Source organism: Rhizobium sp. CB3060, assembly GCF_025200735.1.
Classification (GTDB): domain Bacteria; phylum Pseudomonadota; class Alphaproteobacteria; order Rhizobiales; family Rhizobiaceae; genus Rhizobium.
The window spans coordinates 1,692,301-1,704,347 of sequence record NZ_CP104159.1 but is presented as its reverse complement, the minus strand read 5'-3'; the positions used below and the strand labels follow the sequence as shown (position 1 = coordinate 1,704,347).

Here is a 12,047-nt window from a genome sequence, read left to right as displayed (position 1 = left end):
GCGAGGTCTTAAATCCCTGACCCGTCGAGCTGCTCAACGTCGTCACCTTCCCAGGGGGAGGGCATCGAGGTGCGCTGGAGATTGGCCGAGGGCATCGGCATCCAGCACTTCAATTCCGGCTCGGCATATTCAACGATGCGGCCGGGCGAGGAATCAGAGGCGCGCCAGCCTTCTGCACCGAACTGATCGCCATTCGACCAATATGCGAGATCAACTTCTGCCGGCCCCTGTTCGGACGGGCGGATCGTGACGAGGATCCGGCTGCCGTCTTTCGGTGCGCTTGCCATGTGGCGCCAGCGGTCTGGCTCATCCATCTTTTTCCTCCTGCCTTGCTGCCGGCTACAAGTGTCGCTTCGCCATCGAAAACGGTCAACCCAAACTTTGCACAAGCCATCCTCTATCGATTGATCGTCCGTGCCTCCGCATCTGCGTGTCGTGCCTGCTCTATAAGGGGCTTCACATGGTCTTCAGCCCACAGCGCCAGTTCACGCAGGACCGGGACCAAGGTTTGGCCGAAGGGCGTGATCGAATATTCGACTTTGGGCGGCACCTGCGGATAAATCGTGCGCGTGATGATGTGATCGGCCTCAAGCTCGCGCAACTGCGTCGTGAGCATCCGCTGCGTCAGTCCCGGCAGCAGGCGTCCGAGTTCACCGAATCGTTTCGGCCCGTCCAGGACATGAAAAATCAGAATGGCCTTCCATTTGCCGCCAATGATGTCGAGTGCTGCTTCTACCGGGCAGTTGGCATAGACCTGATGACGTTGCTTGCGCATGATGTTCCACAATTTGGCGATTTGGGACAGTAGCTGCGCTATTTGTGCGTACTGTCCAAGGACACGGAAATCCTATTAATGGACGGCTCTTCCGCAACCGGGAAAATTTTAAAGGAGAGCAGATGTCACAGTCTCATGCCGTCGTCGAGTTGGAAAAAGCCGCAATGGCGCGGTGGTGCAATGGGGATCCCGATGGGTTCCTTGAACTGTCATCCCGCAATGTCACCTATTTCGATCCCTTTATTCCACGCCGCATCGACGGGCTCGATAATCTGCATGCCCATTATGATACCATTCGAGGCAAGATATTTGCCTCGCGGTACGAATTCCTCGATGTGCGCGTAGAGGCGGTCGGCGACGTTGCGATTTTGACCTATCATTTCCACTCGTGGGCCGGCACGGAAGGGGCGATGCGCTGGAACTGCACTGAGGTCTTCCGGCACGAGCCGCAGGGGTGGAAAATCATTCAGACGCATTGGTCGTTTCAGGGGCCGCAATGAGCCTGTGGGCAGGATGCAAAACGGGCCGGCATGACCGGCCCGTCCACAATCAGTCCTGCTCGAGCGGCGCCGGCACCGCGGTCGGCGAAGCCTGTCGTCCAAGCCGGTCGGCGACCAACATTGACAGCATCATTTCCACCAGACCATTGGTGGCACCCTTCTCGCCGGAGCCACCGCCGACCTGGATCTGCGGCACGAGCGGCAGCTTGCCGTTCTCGATCGCCTCGGCGAAGCGCATGAGCACCTGCGAGTTGAGCTGATAGTCCGGCCCGCCGAAGGCCGCGACCTTTTTCTCGGTGGCTTCGGCTTCCGCCAGGCCGACGGCGCGCACCTTCTCTGCATCGGCAAAACCGGTCGCCTTGATACGTTCGGCATCGGCAAGCGCAATGGCCTTGATCCGGTCGGCCTCACCGAGACCGGCGAGGCGCACCTTCTCGGCCTCTGCCTTGGCCGTGACCTGAATGGTTTCTGCCTGCTGGCGGGTGCGGGCGAGCTGCGCTTTACCCTCGTTCTCGCTGATCTCGATGGTGAGTGCTGATGTCGTGATCTTGGCCTGCTGTTCGGCGAGCGCTTCCTTCTCGCGCAATGTGCGCTCCTGGATCGCAGCCGCTTCCTGCAATTTATAGGTCTCGACCTTTTCAACGGCGATCTGGCGCTCGCGCAGTTGGATCAGGATCTGCTCTATGCTGTTCTGGCCATTGTTGGCGCGCGGCGTACCGATCAGCACTTCCTGCAGTTCGAGGCTGTAGGAGGCAAACTTCTCGCGCATTTCATCACCGGATTTGCGCTGGATTTCGCTGCGTTCCTGCAGCAGTTGGATCAACGTCTTGGTCTGGGCGATATTCTTAAAATAAGCCGAAACCATCGGGTCGAGCGTCTGTTCGACCAGCCGTTTGATGTCCCCGAAACGCTGCACGACGAGGGGCGCCTTCATATAGTCGATATGCACGACGACCGAGAGCGGCAGCACGGGTTCGAACGCATCCTTGGTGATCAGCGACACTTCGGAGAGATTCTCGTCCAGCCTGTGCTCGCCGAACTGTTCCCTGGACCATTTGAGCACGAAGTTGGTGGTCGGCACGATGACGATATTGCCGGCATAGGTGTTGAATGCATATTTGCCCGGCAGAAGCGGCGTTGACCAGACGCCGCGTGCGCCCGTCTCGACCAGTTCGCCATGGCGATAGGACTGGCCGGAAATATCCGCGCCTCGCCGGCCGGTATAGGAGACGACGACACCCACTGTGCCAACATCGATGATCGTCTTCTCGACGAGTTCGACCGTTGCGAAGATGCGGTTGAGGAAGTAACTGCCGTCGGCAAGCACCTGCAATTGGCGGCCGCGATAACCGCCGGCATCGAGAAACTTCTCCGGGTCCTGGAAATTATTGTGAAAATTCGGATCCTTCGGGTCGTTGGCAACGGTCGGCGCGATGATCTCGCCATCCGGCAGCGCCGGACCGTCGTGAATAGTGACGATGCCGATCAGGTCCTCGGCGTCGTGGATGACGACGGGCACAAATCCATCCCGTTCGGTGATCAGCGTGGACATATCCGCAAACAGCTTTTGTTCCGACGAGCTCAGGTTTACGGCGTGGGTCGATTGTGCCGTCAGCACGATGAACTGCGCGAGATTGATGGCATAGGTGCCTTCGCGCAGGATCTTGCGCTGCGGACCCTTCTGGCCGCCCTTGAGGAGAAAGCCGCGCACGTCCTGGAAGTCATCGGCTTCGATATTCGAGGCGAGCGTCTGGGTCGGCGGCAACGACTTGCCGTCACGCGCGAAGACGTAGCCGATCTGGCCTTGTGGAATGGTCACGAGATTGGCGCGATGCATCGAATACTGGAACGGCATGAAAAAATGCAGGCCGCCGCGCACGACTTCCGGCTGGAACCCGGCTTCGCCGTTGAGTGCAATGAAGCCATTCTTGACGGAGCCCCGAAAACTCCACAGCTTTTCGAGGATGCCGAGCCTGTCGTTGGGGATATAACGGACCAGGCCGCTCCACCGGAACAGGATTGCCAGCACGATGACCGCGACGGCGATTTCGATCGCCATCCATTCCATCGGGCTGAGATATTGTAAGGATTCCATCTCTTCTCTCCTATGGGCGCACGGGTTCGTCCATCCGACGGCCGCCCGGTTGGTGTTGGTTGTAAGACGGGGAGATTGCGCGCGGCTTTACGCTCGACGCATTAAGGGCGTGTCGAACGCTTGGGCTGCTCATTTGTCTGGGAAAATGACCGCGCGTCCCGAGTCCCCACTGAGGGACGGCGTGGTCGTGAGTGATCTCACATCGGTGTTGCCTTGATAGACATAACGATAGAGGACGTAAGGATTGCGCCTATAGGTTTAAAGACGATCGATACGGAAATCGGATAAGTACTTTCAAGGATTTCGGTATTTCGAGCATTCAATTCTACTGAATTAGACCATTTCGGTTGATCGTTTCGGCAGACGTTTCCTCTGTCCCGGCTAGGCGACGGTGAGGAACATATAAAAATCGACGGGAAATCTCATGCCGAAGGTCCGGATGCACGGAAAATCGATGGCATCCCTGCGGTGAGAGGGATACCTAGCACCTGGCGAGCCTTGCTGCAGTCCCGTCAGAAGCGATCATTTCAGCGGATGTCTGCCAGGCGCGACCGGGATGACCCGCAAGCTTCGGATGGCCCGCTTTGAACATCTACTGTCGGAGTCTGTCGCACGGCACATCGAAAACATTGCTAGACCCGGCCTGATACAGTCAATTTCAATGTCGTTAGAAACGAAGAGGGGTGAAAATGTCAGCGTTTCCCGAAAAAGCGAGGGTAGTCATCGTTGGTCTCGGAGGTATCGTTGGTGCGTCGATCGCGCATCATCTGATCGAACGCGGTTGGGACAACATCGTCGGCATCGATAAGTCGGGCATTCCTACTGACATCGGATCCACGGCGCATGCCTCGGATTTTTGCTACACCACCAGCCATGACTATCTCTCGGTCTGGACAACCCAGTACTCCATCGATTTCTTCGAAAAGCTCGGCCACTATGCTCGCATCGGCGGTCTCGAAGTCGCTCGCACCGGCGATGACGTTTGGATGGAAGAAATTAAGCGCAAGGTGACGTCGGCCAAGTCTTTTGGCACGCGCGCCCATCTCGTGACTCCCTTCGAGATTAAGAAGATGTTCCCGCTGATCGAGGAAGATCAGGTCATGGGCGGCATGTTCGATCCGGATGCGGGCCTCGTCGTTCCACGCTCGCAAACCGTAGCCGGCAAGTTGGTTGATGCCGCGGAGAAATCCGGTAAGCTTCAGGTGTTCGGCAATACGCCGGCCAAGTCACTGATTGTCGAAGGTGGCCGCATCAAGGGCGTCGTAACCCATCGCGGCACTATCATGGCTGACCATGTCGTTGTCTGCGCTGGCCTATGGGGTCGCCTGATCGCCGAAATGGTTGGCGAAGATCTGCCGGTCATGCCCGTCGACCACCCGCTGACGTTCTTCGGCCCCTACAATGAATTTGAAGGCACGGGCAAGGAAATCGGCTATCCGCTGCTGCGCGACCAGGGCAACTCCGCCTATATGCGCGACACCGGCGACCCGAAGACCACCGAGGGCGGTCAGATCGAGTGGGGCTACTACGAGAAGGACAATCCGCGCATGTGCCATCCGCGCGAATTGCTCGAAAAGCACGAGGCACGCCTATCGCCCTCGCAGCGCGACCTGGACATGGAACAGATTCTCGAGCCGCTCGAGCGCGCGATGGAACTGACACCGATCCTCGGCGAGCTCGGCTATAATGAAGGCCACTCCTTCAACGGTCTCCTGCAGGTGTCCGCCGCCGGCGGCCCGTCGTGTGGCGAGAGCCAGAAGGTGCGCGGCCTCTGGTACTGCGTTGCCATCTGGGTCAAAGACGGTCCCGGATATGGCAAGTTGATTGCCGACTGGATGACCGATGGTCGCACCGAGATCGACCACGCCAGCATCGACTATTCGCGCTTCTACCCGCACCAGCTCGAAGAGAAATTTATCGAAGGCCGCTGCTACGAGGCCGCGCAGAAGATCTATTTCCCAGCGGTCCATACGCGCGAACCCTATGCTTCGGGCCGCAACGTCAAGCGCTCGCCTTTCTACGAGCGCGAAAAGCAGCTCGGCGGCTATTTCATGGAGCTGGGTGGCTGGGAGCGTGCTCACGGCTATGCCGCCAACGAACACCTGCTGGAGAAATACGGCGACCGCGTTCCGGTTCGCGAAAACGAATGGGACAATCGCCACTTCTGGCGCGTCTCCAATGCGGAACATCTGGCGATGAGCGAGGATTGCGGCATCGTCAACCTCAGCCACTTCTACATGTTCGATGTCGAGGGGCCTGACCATGTCGAACTCATGGAATGGGTCTGTGCCGCAAAGATCGGCGGCGATGCCAATATCGGCAAGGGCATCTATACCCACTTCCTCGACGACGAGGGCATGGTGCGCGCCGACTTGACGGTCATTCGCATGGCCGATCGCTGCAGAGTGATCGACGGAGCGGACGCCGGCCCGCGCGATTTCCACTACATAAAGCGCATTGCCGAGGATAAGGGCTTCAACGTCACCGTCACCGACGTTTCCGAGAAATTCGTCACCATCGGTCTCTGGGGTCCGAACGCCCGCGCCACACTGAAGAAGGTCGTTGCCGATCCGGCAGGACTCGATCCCGAAAACTTCGCCTTTGCAGCGATCAAGCCGATCGTGATCGCCGGCAAGTCGGTCACTGCCTTCCGTATCTCTTATGTCGGCGAGCAGGGCTGGGAACTGCACATGGCGTACGAGGACGGCCTTGCGGTCTGGGATGCGCTGCGGGCAACGGGCGTCATGGCCTTCGGCGTCGAAACATATGCCAACTCGCGCCGCATGGAGAAAAGCCTGCGCCTGCAGAACGCAGACCTGCTGACCCAGTACAACCTGCTCGAATGCGACCTCGCGCGCCCGAAGGTTAAGGAAGCTGACTTCCGCGGCAAGGCGAAACATCTGGAGTACAAGGCACGCGACCATCAGCCGGCCATGCTCTGCACCCTCGTCATGACCGACAATGTCGACAGCAAGGGTGTTGCCCGCTATCCGCTCGGCAACCTCCCGGTCATGGATCCGGAAACCGGCGAGGTGCTGGTGGACGAACTCGGCCGCCGCTCCTACACGACCTCGATCGCCTTTGGCCCGACCATCGGCAAGAATATCGCGCTCGCCTACCTGCCATGGAGCCATTGCCAGGAAGGTCGCAAGCTTAATATCGAATATTTTGCCGAGACCTATCCGGTGGAGGTGGTTGGCATCGGTTACAAGCCGATCTACGACCCTGAAAGCCTCAAGCCAAAAAGCTAAGTCGAAGTGCTTGATCTAAGAGGTCATTGAAGCAATTGCCTGGCGCTCCCACATTTCGGCGGCGCCGGGCAAAGAATGCCTTTGTGCCGGGCCGGGCTCGCCCCGATTGTCCGGCTCGGGCGGTGCTGCACCGTGACATCGGTGCCCGATCGCGACACCAGCGAACTGCCCCAGGTAATCGCAGATACCCAATTCCGCTCCTATCCCTTCAAGATGGACTGCATCCACCGCTGGTAGTGGAGCCATATCCGGCCTGCCAGCATCCGACGGAGCTCAATGACCGGCGTCAACATTTCTAAACATATCTGAACACACAGCAACGCGATCAGGCGCTATCGCTGGTTCAAGTGACATCTTTCGCCTGCCCATTTTTTCACGAGAGAGATAATCTTGAAACTTGCTTCCAAAGCTTCGCTCGCATTCATCCTTATTGGGTCGGCGCTTGCCGGCTGCACGACGGCGGATCCGCTGGTTTATTCCGGATTGGCGTCAGCGCCGAATTTGCAGCCCAACCCCAGCGACCCGAGTGGGCGCGTTCCCTTCCGCTATCGGGGCAATGCCGATTGGAAGCAGTATGACAAGGCAATTATCGATCCGGTGACAGTCTATCGAGCCCAGGACAACCAGTTCATCGACACGAGCGAGCAGGACAAAGGCGAGTTGGCCAACTACATGCAGACCCGCTTCACCGAACAGCTCAGAACCCGCTTCGGCATCGTCAATACGCCGATGCCGGGAACCCTGCGGATTCACCTGACGCTTACCGGCGCGAAGAAGACGACGCCCGTCCTTGGACCGTTCTCGCATCTTGATGTCGGAGGTAACGTCTACAACGCGGTCCAAGCCGCCCGTGACAAGGAAGGATCGATGACCGGCTCGGTTTCATATGCCGTCGAGATTTACGACGCCCCGAGCAATCGTTTGCTTTCCGCCTTTGTCGCCAAGCAGTTTCCCGGCGCGATGAACGTGGGCGCGAGCTTCGGCGCCCTCAAGGCCTCGAAAGTCGCGATCGACAAGGGGGCTGAGGCACTTTTGGCGCAGTTTCAATAGAGCCAAATCCCTTATCTGCCGTTCAATGCCCGGTCGGAACACGTCTTAAGGGCAAGCGTGCCCCCGAGATCGTTCCGATCAGCCGCGGAGTGCGGCGGCGGGCGGCTGACGGTAAGCGAGGATAGCGGGTACGGACGCGATCGATGCCGCAAACGTCAGCAGCGCCGCCGCGAAGCCGATATCTTCGCGAAGGAATCCGACCGGCATGACGACGCCGCTATCCCCCGCCACGACCTCAGAAATTACCGCTGCCGCTGCATAGCCGATGCCGAAGCCCACGGCGACACCAATGGCCACCAGCGCGAACAGCTCCAACCAGACGATCGCAAACAGCGCGCCGCGCGGGGCGCCGAAAGCCCTAAGCGCGCCGATCTGGCGCCGCCTCTGCCCGACATGCATGACCGTCACCAGCAGCAGCGCCGCCGCCACTAGGACTTGCGACCCCACAGCGATCGCAAACAGCACCCGTTTCGCATCGCCAAGCGTCGCATAGAGCCGGGTCAGGACCTCGGCGGGGAACACCGCCAGCGTTGCACCGGCGCGGTATTGCTGCCTGAGCTTATAGGCATCGGCTATGGTCTTCGGCTTCACCAGAATTGCCGGCAGGCCGGGAACCTCATCATCCCACGTTTCATTCAACGGCGCATCCGGATCGATGGCATGATGCTCGTGCTCATCATGCGCTTCGGCGGGGTCTTCGTGATCGTCGTGATGGCCCATGCCGTGGATATGCCAGACCGCCTGGATCGGGACCAGTATGGCTCGATCCCAGGCCGTTCCGGTAGGTTTCAGGCGGCCGGTTACATGGTAGGCGAGTTCGGAGTGGGTATGTCCCCCTTCCTGCGCCGAGCCGTGCATCGGCTTGATTTCATCGCCCTGTTTGAGGGCAACGCCTGCGCCAATCACCGCCTCGCCTTCCTTTGCGAAAATTTTTCCCTCCGCCAGTTCCCCGGCGAGATTGTGCACCAGCGCCGTCGTCGTGCCGACGATCGGATTGCCCATGAACGAATCTCCGAAGCCGATCGGGGCCGCCCAGGCGACGCGGGGATCGGCGGCAAGCTTTGGCAGTAGCCCGCCATCCATTAATGGCAGCGGCGCGGCCTGCAGGAAGACCGAGGAAAGCACGAGCTGATTCTCGCTGCCGGCTGCGCCGATCACCAGATCGAATTTGTCGGCGGCCCGTGCGCTGCCGAGCCTGAGCGCCCGTTCCTGCAGCGTGACCGTCACCCCGAGCGCCACGGCAAGGGCTACGATCAGAACGAGCACGGCCGAGCCGAGCCAGAATCTGCGGAGATCGGCCAGGATGAAACGGATCATGCTGCATCTTCCATCGACCGGGTATCGCTGGCGATGCGCCCGAGGTTGAAGGTGATCTTGCGTTGGAGCCGGTTGGTCAGCCGCTCATCGTGTGAGACGACGATCAGTGTGCTCTTTTCCTGATCGGCGAGTTCCAGCAGCAGGCTGCCGACGGCTTCGCCGCTGTCGACATCGAGGCTGGCGGTAGGCTCGTCGGCGACAATAACGCCGGGTTTTTGCAGCAGCGCCCGGGCAACGGCAACGCGCTGCATCTCGCCGCGCGACATGGTCTCGATCCTTTGCTTGGGCTGCTTCAGACCTGCCCGCTTCAACAAATCATGTGCCCGTTCGACAATCTCGACGGATGCCGCGCGGGCAAGCCTTGCCGGCAGCAAGATGTTTTCGATCGCCGACAGGCCGGCAAACAGATGAAAATCCTGCATCACCAGACCGACATTGGCGCCACGCCAACGGTCCCGGCCGCCTTCGGAGAGCTTGGCTATGTTCGTGCCGCTCCAGTCGATGCGGCCCTGGCGTGCCCGTTCGAGCCCGGTGATAACGTTGACGAAGGTGCTCTTGCCGGACCCGGAGGCGCCAGTGACGGCCACGCGACCGCCGGCCGGAATCTGCAGTCGCTCGATCGTCAGCACCGGCGCGGCGAGCCCAGGAAAAGTGATGGAGATATCGGCGAGTTCGAGCGATAGCATCTTGTTCAGGCAATCCAATAGTTCGCTTCGCGCAATCTAAGCCGGCTTAAGAATCCGGTTTCCGGGTCCGTCCAGGAGCCGACTTCGAGCGTGCCGGCGACGGCTATCAGCGTGCCGGGTTGCACGAAGGTCTGCGCTTCTGAGAGATAGATGACGACAATATTGTCCGGCCAGTCGGCATCGGTCGAGCAGAAGGGGCAGATCGACATCGGGATTTCGGTCAGCACGAAAAATTTCGCTTCTGCCTTCAGCGGCGGCGCCATGAAGCCGCGCATCTGGATCTGTTGTCCGTTCAGGGACTTAACCTTGTCGGAAAATTCGAGGCCGAGCGCGCTGACCTTGCCGTAGAGATCGCCGAAGGAGAGTTCGCTGGGCGAGGCGTGGCTGGGGCCTGCGGTCATGACCCATGGCGACAGGCCGATCATCGCAAGCAGGCTGCGGCGACTGACAACGGAACCGTAAAGAATGTTGCCCACCGCGCACCTCCTCGGAAATGGCCTCCCGGCGGCCAATGCCGCCCGGAGGTTTCTGGCAAATTACATAGTCTCTGCACCGAGCGCAAAGGTATCGGCGAGAACGCGGTAGACGTCGCTCTCTTCCATGTAGCCCTTGAACTCTTCCGAACCCGGACCTGTTGCCTGCAGCACGACGTCGTCGACGGCATGAACGGCCGTATCGGCATTGCGCGGCAGATTGCCTTCGCGAAGCACGGCGCCGGGAACATCCTTATACGCGCTGTTGGCGACGTATTCCTTCTTCTCGTTTTGAATTGCCGGCTCAAACGGACCGTCCATCTTCGGGCGGAAGGTTTCGTAATAGTCCGGATAATTGTTGGCGAAGATGGCGAGGCGGCGGCTCACGTCGACCTTGTCAGGGAAACCGTCGCCGTCCTTGTCCTCATAGTTCGGGAAGCCGGCATCGGCGTAGACGCCCACCTTCTCACGCATGTCCGTGCCCGGCTTTTCGTCATCGACCGTGCCGATGACCGAAACGCCATGCGTATGGTCGCCGGTGACGACGATCAGCGTATCGGGATGCGTCTTGGCGAATTCGCGCGCCATGCCGACAACCTGGTCGAATTCGATGGTTTCGAAGACCGAGCGCTCCCAGTCCATCGTGTGAGCCTGCTTGTCGATCGAGGCGCCCTCGATCATCAGGAAGAAGCCGTCCGGATTCTTGGAAAGCTGATCAAGCGCGACCTTGGCCATGTCCTTGAGGCCGGGCTGGTTCGGGAATTTGCCGACCGTGCCCTTCTTGAGGAATTCCCGATCCAGCGTCACGTCCATGTTGCCGGTGTGGAAGAGGCCCAGGATTTTGCCGGTATTGGTGCCGGCGGCGGCTGTCAGCTCGGACTTATCGGTCGCCAGCGCGTAGCCATCGTCCTTGAAGGTCTTGACCAGGTCCTTGTCGTCCTTGCGCTTGGAGCCCGGGACGTCCTTCGGCAGGAAATAGGCCGAGCCGCCACCGAGGATAACATCCGGCTTGGTGTTGAGGAACATGGCGGCAATTTCAGCCTTGTCGCCGCGCTTGCGCGTATGGGAAATGACGGCGGCCGGTGTGGCATCTTCGATTTCGGCAGTGGAAACGACGCCGATCGATTTCTTGGTCAGGCGGCGCACCGCTTCAGCGATGTTTTCGACACGCGGGTCGTCCAGCGAGTCCGGCGTGCGGTCGGCATAGACGCCAAGCGCATTGATCGCGGTCTTGTGGCCGGTCATGTAAGCCGACATGGTGTTGGCGCTGTCGGTGGCGATCGCATTGGTGGACGATGTGCCGATGAATGCCATGTGATCGAGGTCGTCCATGAAGAGACGTCCATTCGCCTTGCCCTCGGTCATGCCTCTGGACATCAGGCGGGCAGCGGTGCGATGGCCAACGGAGAGGCCGTCGCCGAGCAGGAAGATGACGTTCTTGGCCTTCGGGGTCGCGGATGTGCCGAACACGTCCCAGGTGACGGCTTTCGTCTGGCCGCCGGCGCTGACTTCTACCTTATAGGTGCCTGCCTTGCCGATCTTGGCGGAGCGCAGAATAACGGCAGAGCCGAGGCTCTTGTCGTCCTTGCCTTTCTCGTCGGCCACGAAATTGAAATCGGCGCCGAGAACGGACTTGGCGTCCTGGCCGTTGATGGTGATCTTCACGTCTTCCTTCTTGATGGCGCCGTCGAACTCGACCTTGAAGTCGAAAGGCGAGCCGACCAGGATCGTTGCACGATCGAGCGGATAGACGGTGGCTGCGTGGGAAACGCCGGCCAGCATGGTGGCGGCGGCAAGAGCGATTAGGGTTTTACGCATGGGAATCCTCGCGCGTTTGTGAAGTCACGTTACAGTGCCGTGATTAGCGGGCGATCGTGACACACGAATGACAGGCAGAAGG

At 59.7% G+C, this 12,047-nt stretch carries 10 protein-coding genes; 3 read left to right on the top strand and 7 right to left on the bottom strand.

Annotated elements, in window-relative coordinates:
- Positions 1–8: 8 nt before the first annotated feature.
- Together N2601_RS27195 and N2601_RS27190 are read right to left on the bottom strand one after the other, a co-directional pair.
- Entirely contained in the window at positions 9–314 is a 306-nt protein-coding gene (locus N2601_RS27195) for a hypothetical protein (protein WP_104827488.1), read from the bottom strand.
- Between the two features lie 83 nt (positions 315–397).
- A complete protein-coding gene (locus N2601_RS27190; protein ID WP_104827487.1) occupies positions 398–775 on the bottom strand; it encodes a winged helix-turn-helix transcriptional regulator in 378 nt (125 codons plus the stop codon).
- 122 nt (positions 776–897) lie between these two features.
- Here N2601_RS27190 and N2601_RS27185 point away from each other — a divergent pair, with 122 nt between their 5' ends.
- Positions 898–1,275, top strand: coding sequence for a YybH family protein (locus N2601_RS27185; protein ID WP_104827486.1), 378 nt, complete (start codon positions 898–900; stop codon positions 1,273–1,275).
- 49 nt (positions 1,276–1,324) lie between these two features.
- On the opposite strand, the gene N2601_RS27180 is transcribed toward N2601_RS27185, so the two are convergent.
- Complete coding sequence (locus tag N2601_RS27180) at positions 1,325–3,370, bottom strand: SPFH domain-containing protein (protein ID WP_104827485.1); 2,046 nt, start codon at positions 3,368–3,370, stop codon at positions 1,325–1,327.
- A 689-nt stretch (positions 3,371–4,059) separates the two neighbouring features.
- Between N2601_RS27180 and N2601_RS27175 the strand changes: the two genes are divergently transcribed.
- Both N2601_RS27175 and N2601_RS27170 read left to right on the top strand, forming a co-directional pair.
- Positions 4,060–6,621 (top strand): GcvT family protein, encoded by a 2,562-nt coding sequence (locus N2601_RS27175; RefSeq protein ID WP_104827484.1) that lies wholly within the window; start codon positions 4,060–4,062, stop codon positions 6,619–6,621.
- Positions 6,622–7,011: 390 nt separating this feature from the next.
- Positions 7,012–7,671 carry a DUF3313 domain-containing protein gene (locus N2601_RS27170; protein WP_104827483.1) on the top strand — a complete coding sequence of 220 codons (660 nt, stop codon included), beginning with the start codon at positions 7,012–7,014 and terminating at the stop codon, positions 7,669–7,671.
- 78 nt (positions 7,672–7,749) lie between these two features.
- Here N2601_RS27170 and N2601_RS27165 read toward each other — a convergent pair whose 3' ends face one another.
- From N2601_RS27165 to N2601_RS27150, 4 genes are all read right to left on the bottom strand, one after another.
- Entirely contained in the window at positions 7,750–8,988 is a 1,239-nt protein-coding gene (locus N2601_RS27165; RefSeq protein WP_260304398.1) for an ABC transporter permease, read from the bottom strand.
- Complete coding sequence (locus N2601_RS27160; protein WP_104827965.1) at positions 8,985–9,674, bottom strand: ABC transporter ATP-binding protein; 690 nt, start codon at positions 9,672–9,674, stop codon at positions 8,985–8,987. The genes N2601_RS27165 and N2601_RS27160 overlap by 4 nt, the downstream gene beginning before the upstream one ends.
- Positions 9,675–9,679: 5 nt before the next feature.
- Entirely contained in the window at positions 9,680–10,075 is a 396-nt protein-coding gene (locus N2601_RS27155) for a hypothetical protein (protein ID WP_445945047.1), read from the bottom strand.
- Between the two features lie 135 nt (positions 10,076–10,210).
- Complete coding sequence (locus N2601_RS27150) at positions 10,211–11,965, bottom strand: alkaline phosphatase (RefSeq protein WP_260304397.1); 1,755 nt, start codon at positions 11,963–11,965, stop codon at positions 10,211–10,213.
- Positions 11,966–12,047 lie beyond the last annotated feature (82 nt).

Coding starts and splice junctions, on each gene's coding strand:
- N2601_RS27150 (WP_260304397.1), bottom strand. CDS start 11,965: ATGCGTAAAACCCTAATCGCTCTTGCCGCCGCCACCATGCTGGCCGGC.
- N2601_RS27155 (WP_445945047.1), bottom strand. CDS start 10,075: ATGACCGCAGGCCCCAGCCACGCCTCGCCCAGCGAACTCTCCTTCGGC.
- N2601_RS27195 (WP_104827488.1), bottom strand. CDS start 314: ATGGATGAGCCAGACCGCTGGCGCCACATGGCAAGCGCACCGAAAGAC.
- N2601_RS27190 (WP_104827487.1), bottom strand. CDS start 775: ATGCGCAAGCAACGTCATCAGGTCTATGCCAACTGCCCGGTAGAAGCA.
- N2601_RS27160 (WP_104827965.1), bottom strand. CDS start 9,674: ATGCTATCGCTCGAACTCGCCGATATCTCCATCACTTTTCCTGGGCTC.
- N2601_RS27175 (WP_104827484.1), top strand. CDS start 4,060: ATGTCAGCGTTTCCCGAAAAAGCGAGGGTAGTCATCGTTGGTCTCGGA.
- N2601_RS27165 (WP_260304398.1), bottom strand. CDS start 8,988: ATGATCCGTTTCATCCTGGCCGATCTCCGCAGATTCTGGCTCGGCTCG.
- N2601_RS27185 (WP_104827486.1), top strand. CDS start 898: ATGTCACAGTCTCATGCCGTCGTCGAGTTGGAAAAAGCCGCAATGGCG.
- N2601_RS27180 (WP_104827485.1), bottom strand. CDS start 3,370: ATGGAATCCTTACAATATCTCAGCCCGATGGAATGGATGGCGATCGAA.